The organism is Labedella gwakjiensis, from assembly GCF_003014675.1.
GTDB classification, from domain to species: domain Bacteria; phylum Actinomycetota; class Actinomycetes; order Actinomycetales; family Microbacteriaceae; genus Labedella; species Labedella gwakjiensis.
In genome coordinates this window covers 1141867-1163923 of sequence record NZ_PYAU01000001.1, presented here as the reverse complement: position 1 = coordinate 1163923, position 22057 = coordinate 1141867, and the positions used below count along the sequence as shown (strand labels likewise).

Genomic DNA, 22057 nt, shown 5'->3' with positions numbered 1-22057 from the left:
AGGTCGTGGTCGGGAACCGCGCTTAGGCTGGCGCGCGGAGGTGCACATGTCGGCACGGAAAAAGTACTCGCGCAGGAACCGATCGATCTCGAGCGGGTCGCGCACGCGACGCACGATCGGGCGGATCGTCCTCGGTTCGTTCCTCGCCTTCGCGGGGATCAGCCACCTGACCTTCGCTCGCGACGAGTTCACGGCCCAGGTCCCGGACTTCGTGCCGCTCAGCGAGGACACGACGGTGCTCGCATCCGGTGTCGTGGAGATCACACTCGGGAGCGCGCTCCTTCTCGCGAAGAAGAAGCGGACGCTCGTGGGCTGGGCCGTCGCGGCCTTCTTCGTGGCGATCTTCCCCGGCAACATCTCGCAGTTCGTCAACAAGGTCGACGCGTTCGGTCTCACGTCCGACACGGCCCGCGGCATCCGCCTGATCTTCCAGCCGGTCCTCGTGCTGTGGGCCCTCTGGTCCACGGGCGCCTGGCACGCCTTCCGCACCCGCCGCTGACCCCGCCCCACACCGCACCGCACCCCCCCCCGCGCCCGCAAGATGCAGCTTTTGAGCGCACATCCTGCGGTACACCGGGGGATATGCGCTCAAAAGCTGCACGTGGGTGGGGTGGGGGGCGTGAGGGACGGTGGGGTGTGGGGTGCGGGGGTGTGGGTCAAGCGGTGATCGGCGGGATGGCGGTCCAGGAGGCGCGTTCCTCAGCCGTGGGCGACGCGGGGATGCGGCCGGCGCCGTCCGGCTTCGGGATCGCCGCGAGCAGCGACCGCGTGTACGGGTGCTGCGGGGCCGCCCACATCGCCGCCGTGTCGCCCGACTCCATCACGCGACCCGCGTACATCACGAGGGTGCGGTCGGCGATGCGCTGCACCACGGCGAGGTCGTGGGAGATGAAGAGCATCCCGGCGCCGAGCTCCGCGACGAGGTCGCGCATGAGTCCTGCGACGCTCGACTGCGTGGACGCGTCGAGCGCCGAGATGGGCTCGTCCGCCACGAGCAGATGCGGCCGCGCGGCGAGCGCGCGCGCGATCGCGATGCGCTGCTTCTGGCCTCCCGAGAACTGGTGGGGGAAGCGCGACACCCACGAGGCGTCGAGGCCGACGCGCTCGAACCATTCCTCTGGTCGCGAGCCCTCGAGACCGCGGGCGCGCGCGGCGGCGATCCCGTCCGACACCTGGTCACCCACGCGACGCCGCGGGTTGAGCGACGTCGACGGGTCCTGGAACACCATCTGGATCGCCGTGAGGGAGCGCTCGCGGCGACGCATGCCGAGCGGGGAGACCGCCCCGCCGTCGAAGCGGATCTCGCCCTCGGCCGGCTTGTCGATCCCGGCGACGGCGCGCGCGACGCTCGACTTGCCGCTGCCGCTCTCGCCCACGAGGGCGACGGTCTCGCCCGCCGCGATGCGCAGCGAGACTCCGTCCACGGCGACGACGGGCGGCGAACCCGGGTAGCGGACGACGATGTCGCGCGCGTCCAACACGATCCGCTCACTCATGCGTCGTCCCCCTCGGTGCGCGTCTCCGCGTCGGTGCGGGCCTCCGGCTCGATCCGCGATCCCGGCAGTGCCGCGAGCAGCCCGCGCGTGTAGTCGTGCTGCGGGGACGCGAACAGCGTCGCACGGTCGGCGGCCTCCACGATGCGTCCGTCGCGCATCACGGCGACCTCGTCGGCGACGGCGCTCATGACGCCGAGATCGTGGGTCACGAGCAGCACGGCGAGCTCGCGCTCGGTCGCGAGCTCGCGCAGCAGCTGGAGGATGCCGGCCTGCACGGTCACGTCGAGTGCGGTGGTCGGCTCATCGGCGAGCAGCACGTCGGGGTCGCACGCGAGGGCGATCGCGATCGAGATGCGCTGGCGCTGACCGCCGGAGAACTGGTGGGGGTAGCGGCCCAGCGCATCGGAGGCGCCCGGGACGGCGACGCGTTCGAGCATCTCCACGGCACGCGCCCGGGCATCCGCGCGGTTCAGCCCGAGGTGCGTGCGCATGTGATCGGTGAGCTGGTGGCCGACGGTGAGCTGCGGGTGGAGGGCCGACGACGGGTCCTGGAACACCATCGCGATGCGGCGCCCACGGATGCGGTTGAGCTCGCGCCGGCGCTTCCCGAGGATCTCCGTGTCACCGAGCCGGATGGACCCGCCGGTACGCGCCTGGCGCGGAAGCAACCCGAGGACCGCGAGCGACGTGAGGGTCTTGCCCGAACCCGATTCGCCCGCGAGGCCCTGGATGCGGCCGGGGTGGAGCTCGAGCGAGACGCCCTTCACGAGGGGACGCCCGATGTCGACGGTGAGATCGTCGATCGAGAGGATGGCCGTCATGCCGCCGCTCCCGTCGCCGAGGCCGCGCGGTCTGCCTGGTTCTCGCGAGCGACCTCCGCCGTGGGGTCGAGCACGTCGCGCAAGGCGTCGCCGAGGAAGTTGAACGCCGCGACGACCGTGAGGATCGCGAGTCCCGGGAAGACGCCGAGCCACCACGCGTCGAAGTTCTGGATCGCCGAGGAGATCATCGAGCCCCACTCCGCGGTCGGCGGCTGGGCGCCGAGGCCGAGGAACGACAGGCCCGAGAGCAGGAGGATCGCGGCGCCGATGTCGAGCGTCGCGAGCACGAGCATCGGTCCGACGATGTTCGGGAGGATGTCGACGAGCAGGCTCTTGATCGGGGAGCGCCCGAGCAGCCGTCCCGCGATCACGTAGTTCTGGCCGCGCAGTCCGAGCACGAGGCTGCGGGTGACGCGCGCGTACTGCGGCCACGAGACGACGATCGCGGCGATGACCGCGTTGAAGAGCGACGGGCCGAGCGACGCGGCGATGACCATCGCGAGGATCACGGTGGGGAACGCCATGACGAGGTCGGTGAGGCGCATGAGCGTCTCGTCGACCCATTTCCCGACGTAGCCGGCGACCGCGCCCATGATCGTCCCGATCACCATGGCGGCGACCACGAGCATGAGCGCCAGCGGGATGGTGACCGTCGCTCCCGTCATGAGGCGCGAGAAGATGTCTCGTCCGTTGCCGTCGGTTCCGAGGAGAGTGTCGATCCCCGGCTCCTGGAGTCGGGGGAGGTTCTGCGCGAGTGGGTCGAACGGCACCCACCAGGAGGCCGTGAACGCCACGACGATCCACGCGAGCGCGATGACGGCGCCGATGATGCCGAGGGGCGAGCGCCACGCGCGCGGCCAGCGCAGCCGCGTGCGCCATCCGCCCGCGGCGAGAGCGTCGCCGGGACGCTGTGCAGGGAGCCGCGCGCTCATGCGAGCCTCACCCGCGGGTCGAGCACACCGTAGAGGAGGTCGACGACGAAGTTGATGACGAGGTAGATGACGCCCACCACGAGGCCGACGCCCATGATGCCGGGCAGGTCGAGGTTCCGCGCTGAGTTGTAGGCGTAGGTGCCGAGGCCCGGCCAGGAGAAGACGGATTCGACGAGGACCGTTCCGGAGAGGAGCGCACCGAACGCGACGCCGACGATCGTGAGGATCGGCAGCGAGGCGCCGCGGAGCACGTAGTCGAGCACGACGCGGAGTCCGCTGAGACCTTTCGCGCGGGCCGCGCGCACGTAGTCGCTCGCGAGCACCTCGAGCACCGAGGTGCGGATGAAGCGCGTGAGGAGACCGATCGTCACGAGCGAGAGCACCATGACGGGCAGGGCGAGGTGGGCCGCGGCATCCACGAATCCCACGCCGTCGCCGTTCAGGAGGTAGTCGATCGTGTACATGCCCGTGACGGGCGGCGGCGGTGTGATCGACGCCGAGATGCGGCCGGAGCCGGGGGCGATGCGCAGCTGCAGGAAGAAGAGGTAGAAGCTCACGAGGGCGAGCCAGAACGTCGGGACGCTGAGACCGACGAGGGTGACGACGCGCACCACCTGGTCGGCGACGAGTCCGCGGCGGTACGCGGCGAGGGTTCCGAGCACGATGCTCACCGCGAGGCTCACGATGATCGCCGCGAGTGCGATCTCGACGGTCGCGGGCACCGCGGACGAGAGGTCGGCGGTGACGGCGCGACCCGTGACGAGCGACGTGCCGAGGTCGCCGCGCAGGAGATTCCCCATGTAGACCACGTACTGCACGAAGAAGGGCTGGTCGAGACCCTGCGCCTTGATGAAGGCCTCGCGGGTCTCCGGGTTCTGCGCCGCGCCCTCACCGAGAGCAGCGGAGACCGGGTCGCCCGGCACGAGGTTCGTCAGCGTGAACGTGACGATCGTCACGCCGATGAGCAGCAGAACGGAGGTGCCCGCCCGTCGGAGGAGGTACCGGGCGAGGGGGGACCTCGCCCTCGCCCGGAGTCGTGGTGTCGTGGTGGTCACGCGATCAGCCGGCTGGCGTGATCTCGGCGATGTCGACGTCCCACACCGAGTTGTAGACCGCGCCGGTCACGGAGTCGGCGGTGGCGATGTTGCGGCCGGGGACGATGAGCGGCACGAAGGGGCCCTCCTCCTGCATCGCCTCGGCGAAGGCGGTGAAGTCGGCGGTGCGCTCGTCGACATCCGTCGCGCTCGCGGCGGAGGCGGCGAGGTCGGCGATCTCCGGGTTCGCGGCGGCGTCCCAGCCGGCGCGCAGGCCGACCTTCAGTCCGGGAGCGAACGGGAGGAAGTTCGCGGAGTCCGCGTAGTCCGGTCCCCAGAACCAGAGGCCGAAGCCCTCGGTGCCGTTCACGTAGGCGTCGAGTTCGGTGGCGAACGGTGCGGGCGCGAGTTCGACGTTCAGGCCGATCTCCGCGAGCTGCGACTGGATGCGCTCCGCGAGCGGGGTGAACTCGACGCCGCCGACGGGGTAGTCGTTCGGGAACTGCAGGCGGAGTGTCTGGCCGTCGTAGCCGGAGGCCTCGAGGGCCGCCTTCGCGCGGTCGAGGTCCTGCGTGACGCCCTCGCCGAGCGCGCCCTCGAAGCCCGTGGGGATGACGCCCGTCGCCTGGGTGGCGCCGGCGCCGGCGAGCTCGAGGAGTGCGTCGTAGTCGAGGCCGTAACGCACGGCCTCGGCGATGTCGACGTTCGCGAGGTCACCCGCGACGTCGGCCGACTGGTTGAGCAGGAGGAAGATCGTCTGACCGGAGGGAACGGAGTCGACGGTGAAGCCGTCGTCGAGGCCCTCGACCTGGTCGCCGTTGAGGTCCATCGCGACCATCGTGTCGCCGCCTTGGAGGTTGATGAGCTGCGTGGCGCTCTCGGTCACGTTGCGGATGACGACGCGGTCGTATGCGGGCTCCTCGTCGCCCGTGTACTCCGGGTTCTTCGTGAGGACGACCTGCGACGTGAGGTCGAGCGTGTCGAGCACGAAGGGGCCGGAGCCGGCGGACTCGCCGTCGAGGAAGGACTGCGCGGAGTCGGAGCCGTCGGTGGTGCCGCCGTTCTCTTCCACCACGTCGGCGTTCACGATGCCGAGGGCGGGGTTCGCGAGGATCGCGGGGAGCTGCAGGATCGGCGTCTCGCTCGTGATGGTGACGGTGCTGTCGTCCGTCTTCTCGATCGTGAGGCCGGCGAGCAGGAAGTTCGGCTTGGCGTCGACCATGCCCTGGATGCGCTGGAGCGAGAAGACCACGTCGTCGGCGGTGATCTCGCTGCCGTCGGAGAACGTGCGGCCGTCCTCGAGCGTGAAGGTGAACTCGGTCGCGTCGTCGTTCTGCTCCCACGAGGCAAGTCCGGGGACGGGCGTCGTGACGTCGGAGCCCTCGAAGTCGACGAGTGTCTCGTAGAGCGCCTTCGCGACCATGTTGCCCGTGGGGTCGTAGGTGTGGCCCGGGTCGGTCGTCTCGATCGAGAACGCCGTGTCGATGACGAGGGACCCGCCGCTCGAGGGGCCGTCGTCGGTGTTCGCGGAGTTGCCTCCGGAGCAGCCGGCGAGGGCGAAGAGGGCGGCGGTGCCGAGGGCGATGGGGGCGAGGCGGCGCGGAGCGATCATGGGGACTCCAGGGGGGGGCGAGAGAGGACGAATCGGGAATTTGCGTCTTGAGTGCTGTGGACGACCGTGATCAGATTGGCACGGACGGCGACGATCTGTCCAGCCATCCCAGACGCCCTCAGCACACAGCCGTGTCGATCCTCCGATCGGAGAACAGAATGTCCATCAAACCCTCGGATAGCGGAGCCTCGACTGGACGAAGTGCCGCTCTCGACGACGTGAGCTACAAGATTCTCACCGTGCTGCGTGATAACGGTCGCATCTCGATCGCTGCGCTCGCGGATCAGGTGGGCATCTCGCGGGCCAGCGCGTACAGCCGCGTCGAGGCGCTCGTGCGCGACGGCGTGATCACGGGGTTCTCCGCGCGGGTGGATCCGGCGAAGGCCGGCCTGTCGATCTGCGCGCTCGTCTTCGTGACGGTGCTGCCGCAGTCGTGGGTCTCGTTCCGCGAGAAGGTCGTGGAGATGCCCGACGTGGAGTACTGCGTCATCACGACGGGCGAGCACGACGCGATGGTGCTCATCCGCGCCACCGACGTGGGTGGCGTGCACGCGTTCGCGACCGGGGTGATCGCGATGCTGCCGGAGGTGCGCACGGTCGTGAGCGTCGTCGTGCTCGACGAGTTCGTGCGGAAGCCGTTCGTGCTGCCGACGGACATCCCCGAGCGCCCGGAGACGGCCCGGCTCGGCATGACGCGCTGGACACCGGCCGCCGAGGGCAGGGACGCGATGGCCGCCCGGCCCTGATCTGCGGTCGGTCGAGCCGACCCGCCCGCACTCAGGCCGCGGGCACCTCGACGCAGATGCTGAGCTGCGGGGCCCCGTGCATCTCGTAGTGCTCGACGAGGCGGAGCAGCCCGTCGTCGGTGAGTTCGATCTCGCTCTCCCCGTCGCCCGTCACGACGGTGCCGTCCGACGCGAGCACGTGCACGAAGGAGACCCAGATCGTGTCGTCCGTGCGGGTGCCGACGAAGCGGCCGATCGTCACCGTGTCGCCCGTGTAGTCGCCCCAGATCATGCCGTCGGCCTCGAAGTAGCGGAAGACGCTCGGGGCGTCAGGGTCGACGGCCGATGTGGTCGACGAGACCATGGCGAAGGTGCGGTCGTGGAGGGAGGGGAGCTGCGAAGTCACCCGCCGATCCTGCCAGACCGGACGTGATCCGTGTGGGGACGTCCCGCGGCAAGCGCCCCGAACCCTCGCACCACCCCACGACGTCGAGCGTTTGCGCCGATACGCGGCGGTGTACCGCACGGTATCGGCGCAAACGCTCGACGTGGGTGAGGGGCCGAGGTTACTTCTGGAGGAAGTCGAGGACGACGCGGTTGAACTCGTCCGCGTGGCTCACGTTGATGCCGTGGGGGCCTCCCGCGATCACGTGGAGCTCGGAACCGGCGATCGCGGCGTGCGTGCGCGCGCCCGATCCCTCGAACGGCACCGTTCCGTCGGCGTCGCCGTGGATGACGAGCGTCGGCACGGTGACCTTCGGCAGGTCCTCGCGGAAGTCGGTGGTCGCGAACGCCGTCATGCATGCGAGGGCCGCGACCTTCGACGACTGCAGCGCGAGCGCGAGCGCCTCCTGGCGCTGCTCCTCGGTGACGACGAGCTTCCCGTTGGCGGAGAAGAAGTCCGTCGTGAACCCGTCGTAGAACTTCTCCTGGTCGGCGGTGAGGCCGGCCGTCATCTGCGCCGCCTGGCCAGCCTCGAGGGGGCCGTCGGGGTTGTCGCCCGTCTTCATGAGGTACGGCGGCACCGCTGCAGCGAAGACGACGCTGTGGATGCGGTCCGTGCCGTATTTCGAGAAGTAGCGGGCCACCTCGCCGCCGCCCATCGAGAAGCCGACGAGCGTCACGTCGCGGAGGTCGAGCTCCTCGAGGAGGGTGTGGAGGTCCTCGGTGAGGGTGTCGTAGGTGTAGCCGGTGAGCGGCTTGTCGCTACGGCCGAAGCCGCGGCGGTCGTAAGTGACCACGCGGTAGCCGGCCGAGGAGAAGGCGGGCACCTGCTCCGACCAGGAGGCGCCCGAGAGGGGCCAGCCGTGGATGAGGACGACGGGGCGTCCGTTGCCGCCGGTGTCGTCGACGTGGAGGTTCGTGTCCTTGAAGAGGCCGTGGTGTGCGGTGATCTCGGTCATCGTTCGTTCCTTTCCGCGCCGACGGTCGCAGCGCGTCCTGAGGGGGTTCGCTCACCGTCTCGAGGCGGTTTGTGAGAACGGGCCCCCTTGACACCCCGCCCCGTGATCGACATGGAGTGGTGACGCATTGCGGCACATCTCCGGGTCTGGTGGACTGGTGAGACGACGGAGGGATCCGCACATGCGCAGTTCGTCGCCCGATCCGGGCAACCCGTGGCCTCACGACATGCAGATCGGCATCGACCAGCCGTTCGACCTCGTGGCTCTGTTGTACGCGCGGCACGTGCGCGGCCTCCACGTCGACGACCTCCCCCCGATCGATCCGGTGCCGGATGCCCCGGTCGACCCGGTCGACGACGGCGAGCGGAGCGACGTCGAACGACGGTGGCGACGGGACTGGGCGCGGGCGTGGGAGCGGTTCGCGCCGCCCTCGACCGTGGTCCGCGAGCCCGACGACGAGACGGCGCGCGCGCTCGCCGAGTTGACCGACGAGGAGCTGTGGGAGTGGGCGTCCGGCGCATCGGAGCCGTGGGTGCGCGACGGCGACTCCGCCGATTTCGGTGCATGGCGGTCGAGCCAGAGGAAGGATCACCGCCTGCCGCTCGCCGAGCACCCGGAGCGCGTGTGCCTCGACGCCCTCGTCCCCGCCTGGCGATCAGGCCTTCGCACCATCGTCGAGCTGCCGCTCCGTGGCTTCTTCGCCGACCGGGTCGGTTCGACACACCTGGTGGTCTCCCACGCAACGCGGCACGACCCGGCCCTCTATCGACGCGCCCTCCGCGCCGCGCCCTGACATCGGACGCGGCGCCCATCGGCTCAGGCGGTGGGGGAGGAGAAGCGCAGCGCGATCGTGCGGGTCTCCGGACGGAGGTACTCCGTCGGCCACACGTCGGGCCCGCACGCACGCGTGCCCAGGCCGTGCTGCGCCGCATCGATCGTGAGATACGTCGCCACCGGGGTCGGCAGCTCGTGCGGGTGCTCGGCCGCGTCCACCTCGTGCGGCGTGTGACGCCGCACGGTGAAGCCCGGTAGGCGACCGGCGGAGTCGGCCTGCGCATCGACCCGCAGCCACGGGCCGGTCGCGTCGCCGAGGTCGAGGGAGCGCAGCTCGGAGCGGTGGCCGCTCTCCTGAGGGCGGGCGTACGGAACAACGAGGTCGTCGACGGCCGCGGAGAAGCGCCCCACCCGGGCGGCGCGGAGGCTGTCCGGGTAGTTCTCGAACGGCCCGGTGCCGAACCAGCCGGCCTCGGTCACGTCGAGCGGCAGGGCGAAACGGATGCCGATGCGCGGCCACAGCCCCGTCCACCCCGTGGACGGGGTGATCCGCACGCGCAGGAGCGCGTCGGCCCCGTCGAGCGTCCACTCGGACTGCTGCCACACGCTCGCCACGCCCTCCGGCGCGGCCCACCGCTCGAGCACGCGCACGCCGCGAAGCGCGCCGTCGTCTCCGAGGCGGTGCTCGATGCTCTCGAGGCGCGGCCGCAGCAGGTCGAGTCGCGCCGCGCGCCACTGCTCCTCCGATGACGGAGCCCACGTGCCGAGACCCAGGTTCGTGCGCGGATCAGCGAGGTCGAGGGTTCCTCCCATCGGGCCGCGGTCGTTGTCCGTGACAGCGCGGAAGAGCTCGAGGCGCGGTCCGGTCACGTCGTGACCGAGCAGCGAGCGCAGGGACCCGGCAGCGGAGAAGACAGCGGCCGCGTCGGCGCCGTCGGCTTCGGAAGCGGCAGAGACCGGCACCGTTCCCTTGACCCAGCCGTCGGCATCCCGCGCCGTCAGTCGGCCGGTCGCACCACGCCGCTGCCGCACCTCGCGCGCCCGTACCCACTCGGCCGGGGTCGCCGGGTCGTCGAGCGGAGCGAACGGACGCGGGGGGTCCACCGGGACGATCTCCTCCACGAGGAACTGCCCGCGCGACACGACGTGCCCGGCTGAGGCCCACGCGGCGGCGTCGATGAGCACGGCCTCGATCGTGAGCCACACCTCGGCCTCTCCGATCGAGGCGACGAGGGAGGGGGCCGGCAGCACGACGCTCTCGCCGGCCGGCACGACGTCGCCGCCGCGCTCCGCCGGCTGCAGCACGCCTGTCGACAATTCGACGCCGTCGCGCTCGAGCCGCCACACGAAATCGACGTCGCGCGTGTCGGCGGCGAAGCGCAGGTTCGTGACCTCGATCGAGCCGTCGGCGAGTCGCGTGAAGCGGATCGGCTGCTCGACGGCCGCGAACTCGGCGAGGCCCGGCGACGGGGTGTCGTCGCTCAGCACGAGTCCGTCCATCACGAAGTTGCCGTCGTGCACCTCCTCGCCGAAGTCGCCGCCGTAGGCGAAGAACTCGGTGCCGTCGGCTGTGCGGGTACGCAGGCCGTGGTCGCGCCACTCCCACACGAAGCCGCCGTGGAGACGCGGGTGCAGCTCCGAGAGTGCGCGGTACCGGTCGATGAGGGCCGGCCCGTTGCCCATCGCGTGCACGTACTCGCACAGGAGGAACGGCTTCGAGCGCTGCCGCTGCGACTCCGACGTGGTGCAGCCGAGCAGGAGCGCGTTCGAGTCGTCGCGACCGATCGCCTCGGTCTCGGCGAGCGACGGGTACATCCGCGAGTACACGTCCGTGTACTGCCCGGTGTAGTCGCCCTCGTAGTGGACGGGGCGGGACGGGTCGCGATCGTGCACCCAGTCGGCCATCGCGGCGAGGTTCGCGCCGGTGCCCGACTCGTTGCCGAGCGACCAGATGATGACGCTCGGGTGGTTCTTGTCGCGCTCCACGGTGCGGCGGATGCGGTCGAGGTACGCGTCGCGCCAGCGCGGGTCGTCACTCGGGTTGTCCTCCCAGCCGCGGCCGTCGAAGCCGGGGGTGAGGTCCTGGCTGACGACACCACCGAGCTCGAGGCCGGGGATCACGCGGCCGCCGCGCTCGAAGCCGTGGGTCTCGAGGTCGCACTCGTCGATCACCCAGAAGCCCAGCTCGTCGGCGAGGTCGAGCACGCGCGGGTGCGGCGGGTAGTGACTCGTGCGGATGGCGTTCACATTGTGCTGCTTCATGAGCGCCATGTCGGCGCGCGCGTGCTCCTCGTCGAACACGCGGCCGCGGTCTGGATGGGTCTCGTGCCGGTTCACGCCGGAGAACCGCACCTGTCGCCCGTTCACGAGCAGGCGGTCGCCCACGATGCGCACGGTGCGGAATCCGACACGGAGACTGCGCGTCTCGGCGGCGGACGAGACCGTCGCCTCGTAGAGGTACGGCTGGTCGGGAGACCACGGCTGAACGGGACCGGCGTCGATAGGAAGCACGTCGGCCCGGGTCGCCCACGTCGTCTCGACGCCGAGTTCGGGGATCCGCACGGTCACGGGGAAGGCGGAGTCCGACGCAACGAGGTCGAGCGTGAGACAACCGGCGCCCGTGTGCTCGTCGAGGTCGGCGAGCACGCCGACGTCGTCGATGCCGCCGGCTGGGCGGGCGAGCAGGGTGACGTCGCGGAAGATCCCGGGGAGCCACCACTGGTCCTGGTCCTCGAGGTAGCTCGCGGCCGACCACTGGTGCACACGCACGGCGACGACGTTCTCGCCGGGGACGAGGGCCTCGGTCACGTCGAACTCCTGCACGAGTCGGCTCCCGGTCGCCGTCCCGACGTCGTGCCCGTTCATCCACACGCGGTAGGCGGACTCGACGCCGTCGAAGCGCAGCAGCACACGATCCGCCGTGCCGATGTCGGCGGGCAGCTCGAAGCGTCGCCTGTAGTCGCCCGTGGGGTTCGCGTCGGGGACGTGCGGCGGCTCGATCGGGAACGGGTACTGGACGTTCGTGTAAATGGGGGAGCCGTATGCTCCGTCGCCTTCGAGCACCCAGTGCGCGGGAACCGCGATCTCGTCCCAGGAGGAGTCGTCGAGGTCCACGGCGCCGAGGCCGTCCACCGTCTCGCCCGCGGGAAGCACGTCGGTGCCACCGAGGGTCCCCGGCGCGGCGGGGAGGAGGCGGAAGCGCCACCGTCCCGCGAGAGGGAACTCAGGGGCGTCCGACGCGAGGTGCGCGCGCGGCGCGGTGCGGGCTCCCGACCCCGGCGCGAACGAGGTGAGGTACCCCCGGTCGATCGTGTTGTTGGTCGAGTCGGGGGTGCGGTGAGGGGAGGTCACGCCTTGACGGATCCTTCTGTGAGGCCGCCGCGCCAGAACCGTTGCAGAACGACCATGGCGATGGCGAGCGGGATGATGGACAGCAGAACGCCGCCCGTCGTGAGCTCGTAGAACTCGGGGAGCCGGTCCACCTGACTGCGCCAGTTGTTGAGGCCCAGGGTGATGGGGAACAGATCCGAATCCGAGAGCATCACGAGCGGGAGGAAGTAGTTGTTCCAGATTCCCACGAGTTGGAAGAGGAACACCGTCACGAGCGCGGGTGTCATGATCCGCAGGCCGAGCGTGTGGAAGATTCGCAGCTCGCCTGCGCCGTCGATGCGTCCGGCCTCGATGAGCGACGTGTCGACCGTGGCGTTCGCGTAGATGCGGCAGAGGAACAGTCCGAACGGGGATACGAGGGACGGGAGCAGCACGCTCCAGTACGTGTTCGCGATGCCGAGCTGGCTGAACAGCAGGAACAGCGGGAGCGCCGTGGCCGTGCCGGGAACGAGCACGCCGCCGAGCACGAGCCCGAAGATCGTGTCGCGGCCCCGGAACGAGTATTTCGCGAGGGCGTAGCCACCCGCCGCCGCGAAGTACGTCGCGAGCAGCGCACCGACGCCGGCGTAGAGCACGGAGTTCGCGAACCAGCGCAGGAAGACGCCGCCGTCGTACGTGAGCACGGCCGAGAGGTTGTCCCACAGCGCGAAGGTGGGGGCGAACCAGAAGCCGTTCGTGGCGAACAGGTCCTCCGTGGTCTTCGTCGCCGCCACGATCACCCAGTACGCGGGCACGAGGAAGTAGACGGCGACCACGGCGAGGATCGCGGTCACGAGGATCGTCTTCGCGGGCGAGCGCCCGGCCGAGCGGTCGGGACCGCCGCGCTTCCCCGCGCGACGGGCCGCGCGGGCGGACTGGTCGGCGGTGGTGACGGAACGCGTGTCGGTGCCGGACGGTGTGCGCGTGGTCGCGGTCATGACGACCTCCGGTTCGTGAAGCGCAGGAAGAGGAACGAGAGGAGGAACGCCACGACGGCGATGAGCACCGATTGCGCGGCGGCCACGTTGTAGTCGTTGTAGGCGAAAGCGGTCGTGTACGCGCTGAGGTTCGGCGTGTACTGCGAGTCGATCGCGGGGGCCACGGTCTGCAGCACTTGCGGCTCGGCGAACAGCTGCAGCGTGCCGATGATCGAGAACACGGTCGTGAGCACGAGCGCCGGCCGGATGAGGGGGAGCTGGATGCTCCGTGCTACGCGCCACGAGCTCGCGCCGTCGACCTTCGCCGCCTCGTAGAGCTCGGTGGGGATCGACTTCAACTGGGCGATGATGATCATCATGTTGTAGCCCGTGTAGGTCCACGTCACGATGTTCGCGATCGACCACAGCACGGTCGACGGTCCGAGGAAGTCGAGCTGCAGGCCGACGGCTCCGGCCACGTCGACGATGGGGCTGAGTCCCGGGACGTAGAGGAACGACCAGAGGATCGTCGCGATCACGCCGGGGATCCCGTACGGCAGGAAGTACGCGGCGCGGAAGAAGCCGGGCCATCGCGCCGAGGCCGACTCGAGGAGGAGCGCGAGGATCGTGCACAGCACGATCATCACGGGCACCTGCACGATGCCGAAGAGCAGCATGCGGCCGATCGAGGCGACGAAGTTCCCATCGTCGAGCGCTTGCGCGTAGTTCTGGAACCACGCGAACTCGGTGGTCACGCCGCCCTCGCCGAAGAGGCCCGAGCGCGTCACGCGCGTGAAGCTCGAGCCGATCGCCACGATGATCGGCAGGATGAAGGTGAGGACGAACAGCGCGAGGAACGGGGTGATGAGGATCCACGGCGCCCGTCCGCCCGCTCGTGACCCGGCGCCCGTGCGGTGTCGCCGAGCGGACGCGGGTGCCCCGGCCGTCGTGATGTTCCTGGTGGCGGTCACGAGTCGGCCTTCCGGATGGTGAGGCCCTTGTCGCGGAAGGCCTGGATGATCTGCGACTCGGCCGTCGCGACCGAGTCGACGAGGCTGACGCCCGCCGCCTTGCGGCGGAACCCGTCCGAGAGGATGTTGAACGACTGCTGCGTGATGGGCCACCACGACCAGTCGGGGTTCTGCTCGAGCGTCGCCGGCTCGAAGACTTCCGTGTTGTACGCCTGGCCGCCGAAGAAGTCACTCCCGGCGCCTTCGCGGACCGAGCCGATCTCGCCCTTCGCCGGTGACCAGCCGATGCCGCTGTTCTTGATGAGGGCGTCGATGCCCTCGGGCGATGTGGTCATCCAGACGGCGAAATCGAGAGCCTCCTTCGGGTGCTTCGAGTTCGCGAGGATCGCAGCGGTCGACCCACCGAGGAAGCTCGAGCCGAAGCTGTCGGGCAGGTCTGCCCAGCGCTGCATCGGCGCGACGCGCCACTTCCCCTCGCCGCCGCTGATGCCCTCGATGAGGGCGTCGCCCCAGCTCGCGCTCGTGCACGCGCCGATCCCGCCCTTCGCCGCGGCCGCGAACCAGCCGGGGGAGTAGGGCGTCGACGCGGTGTCGACGAGGTCGTCGTCGATCGCGGCGTCGAAGAAGCGCGCGACCTCGAGGGTGGCGTCGTCGGTCATGTCGATGACCCAGCCGTCCTCCTCCGCCGTGAGCCAGGAGGCGCCCGCCTGCGTCGCGTAGGCGGTGAACACGGACGCGTCGGAGACCGGGAAGCTCTCGAGGTACACGCCGCCGGCGGAACGGAGCTCTCGGGCGATGTCCGCCCACTCGTCCCACGTCGCGGGCGGTTCGGCACCCACCGAGTCGAGGATCTCCGGCTGGTAGTAGAAGCCCATCGGGCCGGAGTCCTGGGGGATCGCGTAGACGCTGTCGGTGAAGGTCACCTGGTTCCAGAGCGTCTCGTCGTAGAGGTCCTTGTACTGGTCGGCCCCGTAGCGGGACAGGTCGACGAGGCCGTTGACGAGCAGGAACTCCGGGACGGTCCGCATCTCGACCTGCGCGATGTCGGGGCCGCTGCCCGCCGCGAGCGCCGAGTACATCTTCTGGTAGCCGCCGGAGTTGCCCCCGGGGATCCAGACCACGTCCACCTGGACGTTCGGGTTCTTCGCGTTCCAGATGTCCGCGACCTTCTGCAGGTCCTTGAGCCAGGCCCAGTAGGTGATGCGGATCTTCTCGCCGGCGGATGCCGCGCCGATGGTGGGCGCGGAGTTGACGGAGGTGGTGCCCGGAGTGGCGCAACCGGCGAGGACCGCGGCCGCTCCGGCGCCGAGCCCGAGGCTCAGCGCTTGGCGTCGAGTGAACTGTCTCATCTGCCTCTTCACTTCATCGTGGTGGCGTGACGGACGCTGGTCCGCCGGAGTACGCTCACGCTAACACGGAAATCGAGTGGTCACTCGAAATTCGTCTGCGCTACGCTGGCGGCCTGACCGGCGGGGACGACGAGGGGCGCCCAGGCCGGAACGACCGCCACGGAACCCGAACCGAGAGGCTGGTGACGCCCATGAGTGCACCCGATGACGGCGCCCTGCGCGTGGCGGAGCCGCCCGCCGAGGCGCCCGCGGACCCGCCCGCCGAGGTGCCCGCGGTTCGTCGTCGCCGCGGCCCGTATGCCAAGTCGGCGGAGCGCCGCCGCGCGATCGTCGCGGCGGCGTTCGACGTGTTCGCGACCCGCGGGTTCCGAGCCGCCTCTCTCCGCGAGGTCGCGGAACGGGTGGGGATGAGCCAGACGACCCTGCTCCATCACTTCCCGTCGAAGGAGGAGCTGTTCCTCGCCGTCATCGCGAGCCGGGATGCGGTCGAACCCGTGCTCGCCCCTGACGCACTCCGGGGGCTCGCGGCGGAGGATCCACGGATCCCGGCCGTGCGCTTCGCGGACCTCATCACGACGCAGGCATCGTTCAACGAGGGGGTCCCCGGCGTCATCCAGCTGTATGCGGTGCTCGTGGGGGAAGGGGTCACGGACGATCATCCGGGGCGCGACTACTTCGCGGAGCGATTCGCGCGCATGCGGGCGGGCTACGTCGTGGACCTCGAGCGCTTGCGCGACCTGGGTCTGCTCCGCGACGGCGTGGACCCGGCGATCGCCGCCGCGACGATCATCGCGTTGTGGGACGGCATCCAGTTGCAGTGGTTGTACGACGCGGACGCCGTCGACATGGCTGCGGCCCTCCGCGACTACCTCGCCCTCATCCTCCCCCTCCCCGCCTGACCCCCCTCCCCACACCCCCCAAGACCCCAAAAAGATCGCGATACAGCCCGAAATTTGGGGCTGTATCGCGATCTTTTTGGGGTGGGGGAGGGGTCAGGAGGGCTCTGGGCGCTTCTGCTTCGCGGGCCAGGCCGGTTCGTTCTCGCCGTTCCACACCGAGATGATGCCCCACGCCACCGCGGCGATCGGCACCGACAGCACCGCGCCGACGATGCCGCCGAGGATCGTTCCGGCGGTCAGCGCCACCAGGATGACGAGCGGGTGCAGCTTGAGCGAGCGGCCCATGAGGATCGGCTGCAGGAAGTTGCCCTCCAGCTGGTTCACCGCGATCACGGCCACGAGCACCCAGACGGCGGTGATCGGGTCGTTCGCCACGAGGGCCACGAGCACCGCGAGCGCTCCGGCGAGCGTCGCACCCACGAGGGGGATGAACGCGAGAACGAACACCATCACGGCGAGCGGGAGCGCGAGCGGCACACCCAGGAAGAAGAGCACGAGGCCGATGCCGATCGCGTCGACCGCCGCGACGGCCGCGGTGCCGCGCACGTACCCGCCGAGCGTCGTGACGGACTTGTCGCCGATGCGACGAGCGCGCTCGTACTGCTCGCCCGTGAACGGCCGCAGCAGGAACTCCCAGATCTTCGGTCCGTCCTTCAGGAAGAAGAACAGCAGCACGATCATGAGGAACAGGCCCACGAAGAAGTTGCTCGCGGCCCCCACGCCGGCGAGCGCTCCGCTGCCGAACTGGCTGCTCGTGAGGAAGTCGACCGCGCTGTCGCGGAAGCCCGTGATCTGCTCCTCGCTGATGGAGAACGGCAGCGTGAGGATGTAGTCGTGCAGCTTGTCGATGCCCTCGGCCGCGGAGTCGATGAGCTCGTCGAGCTGGTTCCGCACGGCCGTGACGATGAGCCAGCCCACGCCGCCCAGCACGATGACGATGCCGATGAGCGCGATCCACGTGGCGAGGATCGAGGGGATCTTCTTCCGCATCGCGTGCATCACCGGGTGGAACGCCGCCGCGAGGATGAGGGCGATCGCGACGGGGATGAACACGAGCGAGAGCTGTGTGATCGCGAAGACGATGCCGATCACGACGATGAGGATCGCGATGATCTGCACGCACCGCGTCGCGAGCTTGCCGAAGCCGTCGCTCCAGAGCGTCGCCGGAGGTTTCGTGACGCTCGGTGGCGCATCGTCCCTCGTCACCTGAGTGTCTTTACTGTTGAACAACCCCATGCGCGCGCTCCTCGATCGGTGTCCGTCCAGCAAACAGGACGATCGACCGGGACGCCACCACCCCCGCCGCGAGCGGCGGGCTGATACAGGGCAGGGCGTGTCAGCGTGAGTCGCTCTGGAACCTCCGGATCACCTCGCGCAGCGACGGAACGGTCTCGACGGGGTCACGCCCGGCGGCGATGTCGTCGAACACGGCCTGCAGTCCGGGCGCGGGGTCACCGGCTTGCGCGTCGGTCTCCTGGAAGCCCATCGTCCAGGCGGGGAACATGCGCTCATCGATCGTCTCCTCGAGGAGGACGGCGATGTCGGAGTGGCGCGGGTCGGCGGCGATCCGGGTCATCCGCTCGCGGAGTTCCGCCTCGGGGCCTTCGATGGCCTGGAGGAAGTAGCCGTCGCGGTAGATGAGCATGCCGGAGAGGGCGAGCCTGCGGTTGTTCCGGCGGCTGCGCAGGAGCACGTCGACGAGGTGCGCTTCCTCGAACGCCTCGGTGGCCTTGCTCGAGTAAACGATCGACAGCATCGATCTCCTCCGGTCGGGTCGGTGGCCCTCATCCTCGGACAGCTTCGCACCCGCGCGGGTACGGGCGAACCCCTTGCGTCGGGTCGCCGTGCGGGTCAGGCCGGCGTCTATTAAGGGCTTGTTACATTTCCCGCCGTGTTGAAGAATCGTCGATGGTTCATCATATGATGACAATCCGATCTACATAGTAATAATCAACTGACGGGGAGGGGCCGCCCATGGCTGTCGAATCGCACGACGGGCGCTTCAGGGACGCGGTGGTCGCCGCGACCCCGACGATCCACGAGATCGTCGACGCGATCACCGCGCACGCCGAGCTCGCCCACGAGGAGACCGAGAGCGCCGGCCATCTGACCGCCCGTCTCCGCGACGCGGGTTACACCGTCAGCGAGGGGATCGTCGGCATGCCCACGGCCTTCCGGGCCGAGCTCCAGCTCGGGTCGCCCGGCACGACGGTCGGCCTCATCGCGGTGTACGACGCGCCCGCCTCGAAGAACGATGCCGGTGCGGTCGAACCCGTCCACTCATGCGGACACGGTCCGCAGGCCGGTGGCGTGATCGGCGCGGCCCTCGCGCTCGCCGCCGTCCGCGAGCAGCTCACCGGCACCGTCGTGATCGTGGGCTGCCCGGCCGACGAGATCCACTCGCCCCGAACGCGCGAGCTCGGCAGCGGCAAGGCGCTCGCCGCCGATCGCGGCGTCTTCGACGACATCGACGTGGTCCTCTACCCGCACCCCGAGTTCATCGACACCGTGTGGCCCGCCTCCCTCTGGATGCGCCGGGAGACCGCGACGGTCGTCGGCATCCGCACCCTGCGCCGCGACGTCGTCTCGACCCCGCTCGCCGCCCTCGCCGCCGTCTCGGGGATCTCCGAGGCCATGGACCCGGCCACGCTCATCATCGAGTCCGTCTCGATGGACGGCGACGTGGAGGAGTCGGCCGGCATGACCTTCACGGCTGAGTTCCTCGTGTTCGCCTGGACCGAGGACGAGCTCGAGTCCCGTGTCGCGGAACTCCACGACCGCCTCGGACCCGCGACCTGGACGAGCTCGGCAGCCATCCTGCCGGTGCGCCCCGACGCCGCCGTAACCGCCGTCGTGGGCGACGCCTTCACGGCGGCCGGACGCACCTTCATCGCCGACCCGCCGCCACTCGGCTTCGCCACCGACTTCGGCAACGTCTCACAGGTCGCCCGCGCGGCGATCGTGGGGGTCGGCCGCGGCGACGGCTGGCGGTACCACACGCCGCAGGGAGCGGAGGAGTTCGCGGGCCCGGCCGGCAAGGACTGCGCCGTGACGACCGCGGAGGTCCTCGGGCTCTCGGTCATCCGACTCGGCGCGGGCGCCGCCGGCTAGGACCGGCGCCGGAACACACAGGACGACAGCACGCCATGCACAGAACAGATGGGATCACCACATGACCGACAGCCGACGACGTGCCGAGATCTCCGGCGGGGGTTTCGCCGGATTGACCGTGGCCACGGCCCTCGCCCAGATGGGCTGGAGCGTGCGGGTGCACGAGCGTGCGCGCGAGCTGCGCGCCGAGGGCGCCGGCATCGTGCTCTGGAACAACAGCCTCCAGGTGCTCGATCGCATCGGCGCCGGACCCGATCTCGCCTCGCGCTCGATGACCCCGCCGGCGTATGAGACGCGGATGAACAACGTCATCCAGTCGCAGGAGACGCTCGAGGGCGTGCGCTGGCGCACCATGACGCGGCCCCACCTCCACGCGAGCCTGCTCACGGCGGCGCGCGAGTCGGGCGTCGAGGTCATCGCCGGATCGGAGGTGGTCGGCGCCACCGCCGACGGCACGGTCACGTTCGCCTCGGGGGAGACGGCCGAGGCCGACCTCGTGGTCGGTGCGGACGGCGTCGGCTCGGCCGTGCGCGATTCGCTCGGGATCCCCCTCAAGCGCGAGCGGTCGGGCGACGGCATCACGCGCTTCCTCGTCCCTCGCCGCAAGGCCGAGCTGCAGGCGCTCGAACCGGACACCGAGTGGGACAACGTCATCGACTTCTGGAACCTCGACCCCCGCGTGCTCCGCATCCTCTACACGCCGGCGAACGACGAGGAGCTCTACATCGCGCTCATGTCGCCGTCCGCCGACGCCGATGGTTCGCGCGTGCCGATCGACCTCGAGCTGTGGACGTCCGTGTTCCCGCAGCTCGCCCCCGTCCTCGAGGACGCCGCCCGCATCCCCGGCCGCTACTACGGCTACCAGACCACGCGCCTCGACCGCTGGACGGAGGGCAAGGTCGCGCTCATCGGCGACTCCGCCCACGCGATGTGTCCCGCGCTCGCGCAGGGTGCCGGCACCGCGATGCAGAACGCGTGGACCCTCGCCGCCGCGGCCACAGCCGCGACCGACGACATGCCGGAAGCCCTCCGTGAGTGGGAGCGCCTCGAGCGCCCCATCACCGACCTCGCCCAGGACCGCTCGCAGTGGTACGCCGACACCCGCGAGATGGCGAAGGGCAACCAGTTCGTCGGCGACAGCATCCGCACGGCCCTCTACAACCCGACCGACCCCCAGCGACACGAGGTGACGACCCCATGACCATCGATTCGATCTACGCCGTCCGCGCCTGGCACTCCTTCGTCCAGGAGACCGTGCACGAGCTCGGTCCGGCCCCCGAGCAGCCCCTCGTGAAGGCGGCCGTCGCGGTCGTGTTCCGCAACCCGTTCGCCGGGCGCTGGGTGGAGGACCTCTCGCCCCTCACCGACGCGAGCGAGGGCCTCGGGCGCGAGCTCGGCGAACGCGCCGTCGCCCTGCTCGGCGGTCGTCCCGTGGAGAGCTACGGCAAGGGCGGCCTCGTCGGAGTCAACGGCGAGCAGGAGCACATCGTGGCCTGCGTCACGACCGTGTTCGGCAACGCCCTCCGTGCAGCCGTCGGCGGTGGAGAGGCCTGGATCTCCTCCGCCACGAAGGTCGCAGGCACGGGGACCTCGATCGATGTGCCGCTCGCGTACAAGGATGAGGTCTACGTGCGGTCGCACTACGACGCGATCACGATCACGCTCCCGGACGCCCCGCGCCCGGACGAGATCGTCGTCATCGCTGCCGTGGCCACCGGCGGCCGGGTGAACGCCCGCGTCGGCGGTATGACCGTGGCCGACGTGACCGGCGCCTGACCCGCCGACCGCTCGCACACCCGACAGATAAGAGGAGTCCCGTGACCTACTCGCACAACCCGTACTTCGAAGACCAGTCCATCGCCAGCATCCTCGCGGACGTCGCGCGGGCGCACCGGATCCTCGAGCTGGAGGGCCACGGCGACATGTCGATGGGCCACCTCTCGTTCCGGGACCCGTTCGGCCGCGGCCTCTGGCTGAAGCGCGGCAACCTCGCGCTCAGCGAGGTGGAGGGCGACGACTTCATCCTCATCGACTTCGACGGTGCCGTTCTCGAGGGCACCGGCCTGCGCCACCTCGAGTGGCCGCTGCACGCCGAGATCATGAAGGCGCGCCCCGACGTCAACTTCGTCGGTCACTCGCACGCCCACTACTCGACGGTGCTCGGCGCATCGGACGAGACCCTCAAGCCGTACAACAACCACGGCGTGTGGTTCGCGTACGAGGGTGTTCCGCGCTTCGCCGAGACGAGCCACATCATCACGACCGTGCCGCTCGGTGTCTCGGCCGCGCAGGCGCTCGGCGACGCGCAGGCGCTCCTCCTCGCCAACCACGGCGTCGCCTTCGTCGGCAGCACCGTGGCCGAGGTGACGCTCACGGGCATCTTCCTCGAGAAGGCCGCGCGCTTCCAGGTCGACCTCAAGGCATCGGGCTTCTCGCCCCTCGAGCCGGACGCCGAGGAGACGAAGGAGAAGTTCGACCGCATCTACCCGGCGAAGGCCCAGCACAACTTCTGGACCTTCTTCAACCGCCGCCTCGATCGGGTGGAGGCCGCGTTCGGCCTCGGCATCTCGCCGATCGCCCTCCCGCCGGGCATCTGACCCGTCCCGCCAGACCACTCCACCAGTCCCCACCCGCGAAAGAGAGC

The 22057-nt window shown here is 70.0% G+C and carries 21 protein-coding genes; 8 read left to right on the top strand and 13 right to left on the bottom strand.

Features of this window, described 5'->3' with window-relative positions; genetic code table 11:
* Positions 1–46 precede the first annotated feature (46 nt).
* Positions 47–499: a DoxX family protein gene (locus tag CLV49_RS05475; RefSeq protein WP_243696738.1), complete on the top strand. Its 453-nt coding sequence runs from the start codon at positions 47–49 to the stop codon at positions 497–499.
* Positions 500–656: 157 nt separating this feature from the next.
* Here the strand turns inward: CLV49_RS05475 and CLV49_RS05470 are convergent, their stop codons facing one another.
* From CLV49_RS05470 to CLV49_RS05450, 5 genes are read right to left on the bottom strand one after another with little or no spacing between them, the layout of a single operon-like run.
* Positions 657–1496, bottom strand: a complete 840-nt coding sequence (locus CLV49_RS05470) for an ABC transporter ATP-binding protein (RefSeq protein WP_106562625.1) — start codon at positions 1494–1496, stop codon at positions 657–659.
* Complete coding sequence (locus CLV49_RS05465) at positions 1493–2317, bottom strand: ABC transporter ATP-binding protein (RefSeq protein WP_106562624.1); 825 nt, start codon at positions 2315–2317, stop codon at positions 1493–1495. Before CLV49_RS05465 ends, CLV49_RS05470 begins: the two co-directional genes overlap by 4 nt.
* A complete protein-coding gene (locus tag CLV49_RS05460) occupies positions 2314–3249 on the bottom strand; it encodes an ABC transporter permease (protein ID WP_106562623.1) in 936 nt (311 codons plus the stop codon). Before CLV49_RS05460 ends, CLV49_RS05465 begins: the two co-directional genes overlap by 4 nt.
* Positions 3246–4304, bottom strand: a complete 1059-nt coding sequence (locus CLV49_RS05455) for an ABC transporter permease (RefSeq protein WP_106562622.1) — start codon at positions 4302–4304, stop codon at positions 3246–3248. The genes CLV49_RS05460 and CLV49_RS05455 overlap by 4 nt, the downstream gene beginning before the upstream one ends.
* A gap of 4 nt (positions 4305–4308) precedes the next feature.
* The gene (locus CLV49_RS05450; RefSeq protein WP_106562621.1) at positions 4309–5895 is read right to left on the bottom strand and encodes an ABC transporter substrate-binding protein; all 1587 of its coding nucleotides are present in this window, start codon (positions 5893–5895) and stop codon (positions 4309–4311) included.
* A gap of 218 nt (positions 5896–6113) precedes the next feature.
* On the opposite strand from CLV49_RS05450, the gene CLV49_RS05445 reads away from it, so the two are divergent.
* On the top strand, positions 6114–6641 hold the full coding sequence (locus CLV49_RS05445; RefSeq protein WP_243696737.1) for an Lrp/AsnC family transcriptional regulator: 528 nt from the start codon (positions 6114–6116) through the stop codon (positions 6639–6641).
* A gap of 31 nt (positions 6642–6672) precedes the next feature.
* Here CLV49_RS05445 and CLV49_RS05440 read toward each other — a convergent pair whose 3' ends face one another.
* Both CLV49_RS05440 and CLV49_RS05435 read right to left on the bottom strand, forming a co-directional pair.
* Positions 6673–7026 carry an avidin-fold protein gene (locus CLV49_RS05440; RefSeq protein ID WP_243696736.1) on the bottom strand — a complete coding sequence of 118 codons (354 nt, stop codon included), beginning with the start codon at positions 7024–7026 and terminating at the stop codon, positions 6673–6675.
* 160 nt (positions 7027–7186) lie between these two features.
* Positions 7187–8023 (bottom strand): alpha/beta fold hydrolase, encoded by an 837-nt coding sequence (locus CLV49_RS05435; protein WP_106562619.1) that lies wholly within the window; start codon positions 8021–8023, stop codon positions 7187–7189.
* 181 nt (positions 8024–8204) lie between these two features.
* Between CLV49_RS05435 and CLV49_RS05430 the strand changes: the two genes are divergently transcribed.
* The gene (locus CLV49_RS05430) at positions 8205–8816 is read left to right on the top strand and encodes a hypothetical protein (RefSeq protein WP_106562618.1); all 612 of its coding nucleotides are present in this window, start codon (positions 8205–8207) and stop codon (positions 8814–8816) included.
* Positions 8817–8839: 23 nt separating this feature from the next.
* Here the strand turns inward: CLV49_RS05430 and CLV49_RS05425 are convergent, their stop codons facing one another.
* From CLV49_RS05425 to CLV49_RS05410, 4 genes are read right to left on the bottom strand one after another with little or no spacing between them, the layout of a single operon-like run.
* The gene (locus CLV49_RS05425) at positions 8840–12148 is read right to left on the bottom strand and encodes a glycoside hydrolase family 2 TIM barrel-domain containing protein (protein ID WP_424978860.1); all 3309 of its coding nucleotides are present in this window, start codon (positions 12146–12148) and stop codon (positions 8840–8842) included.
* The gene (locus tag CLV49_RS05420; protein ID WP_106562617.1) at positions 12145–13104 is read right to left on the bottom strand and encodes a carbohydrate ABC transporter permease; all 960 of its coding nucleotides are present in this window, start codon (positions 13102–13104) and stop codon (positions 12145–12147) included. Before CLV49_RS05420 ends, CLV49_RS05425 begins: the two co-directional genes overlap by 4 nt.
* The gene (locus CLV49_RS05415) at positions 13101–14054 is read right to left on the bottom strand and encodes a carbohydrate ABC transporter permease (protein ID WP_208019872.1); all 954 of its coding nucleotides are present in this window, start codon (positions 14052–14054) and stop codon (positions 13101–13103) included. Before CLV49_RS05415 ends, CLV49_RS05420 begins: the two co-directional genes overlap by 4 nt.
* Positions 14051–15403 carry an ABC transporter substrate-binding protein gene (locus CLV49_RS05410; protein ID WP_106562616.1) on the bottom strand — a complete coding sequence of 451 codons (1353 nt, stop codon included), beginning with the start codon at positions 15401–15403 and terminating at the stop codon, positions 14051–14053. Before CLV49_RS05410 ends, CLV49_RS05415 begins: the two co-directional genes overlap by 4 nt.
* A gap of 191 nt (positions 15404–15594) precedes the next feature.
* Here CLV49_RS05410 and CLV49_RS05405 point away from each other — a divergent pair, with 191 nt between their 5' ends.
* On the top strand, positions 15595–16302 hold the full coding sequence (locus CLV49_RS05405) for a TetR/AcrR family transcriptional regulator (RefSeq protein ID WP_106564907.1): 708 nt from the start codon (positions 15595–15597) through the stop codon (positions 16300–16302).
* Between the two features lie 93 nt (positions 16303–16395).
* Here the strand turns inward: CLV49_RS05405 and CLV49_RS05400 are convergent, their stop codons facing one another.
* Together CLV49_RS05400 and CLV49_RS05395 are read right to left on the bottom strand one after the other, a co-directional pair.
* Complete coding sequence (locus CLV49_RS05400) at positions 16396–17538, bottom strand: AI-2E family transporter (protein WP_106562615.1); 1143 nt, start codon at positions 17536–17538, stop codon at positions 16396–16398.
* A 100-nt stretch (positions 17539–17638) separates the two neighbouring features.
* Complete coding sequence (locus tag CLV49_RS05395; RefSeq protein WP_106562614.1) at positions 17639–18058, bottom strand: BLUF domain-containing protein; 420 nt, start codon at positions 18056–18058, stop codon at positions 17639–17641.
* Positions 18059–18276: 218 nt separating this feature from the next.
* Here CLV49_RS05395 and CLV49_RS05390 point away from each other — a divergent pair, with 218 nt between their 5' ends.
* From CLV49_RS05390 to CLV49_RS05375, 4 genes are all read left to right on the top strand, one after another.
* A complete protein-coding gene (locus tag CLV49_RS05390) occupies positions 18277–19413 on the top strand; it encodes a M20/M25/M40 family metallo-hydrolase (RefSeq protein WP_106562613.1) in 1137 nt (378 codons plus the stop codon).
* A 61-nt stretch (positions 19414–19474) separates the two neighbouring features.
* The gene (locus tag CLV49_RS05385) at positions 19475–20614 is read left to right on the top strand and encodes an FAD-dependent oxidoreductase (protein WP_208019871.1); all 1140 of its coding nucleotides are present in this window, start codon (positions 19475–19477) and stop codon (positions 20612–20614) included.
* A complete protein-coding gene (locus CLV49_RS05380; RefSeq protein ID WP_106562612.1) occupies positions 20611–21189 on the top strand; it encodes an amino acid synthesis family protein in 579 nt (192 codons plus the stop codon). The genes CLV49_RS05385 and CLV49_RS05380 overlap by 4 nt, the downstream gene beginning before the upstream one ends.
* Positions 21190–21230: 41 nt before the next feature.
* On the top strand, positions 21231–22010 hold the full coding sequence (locus CLV49_RS05375; RefSeq protein ID WP_106562611.1) for a class II aldolase/adducin family protein: 780 nt from the start codon (positions 21231–21233) through the stop codon (positions 22008–22010).
* Positions 22011–22057 lie beyond the last annotated feature (47 nt).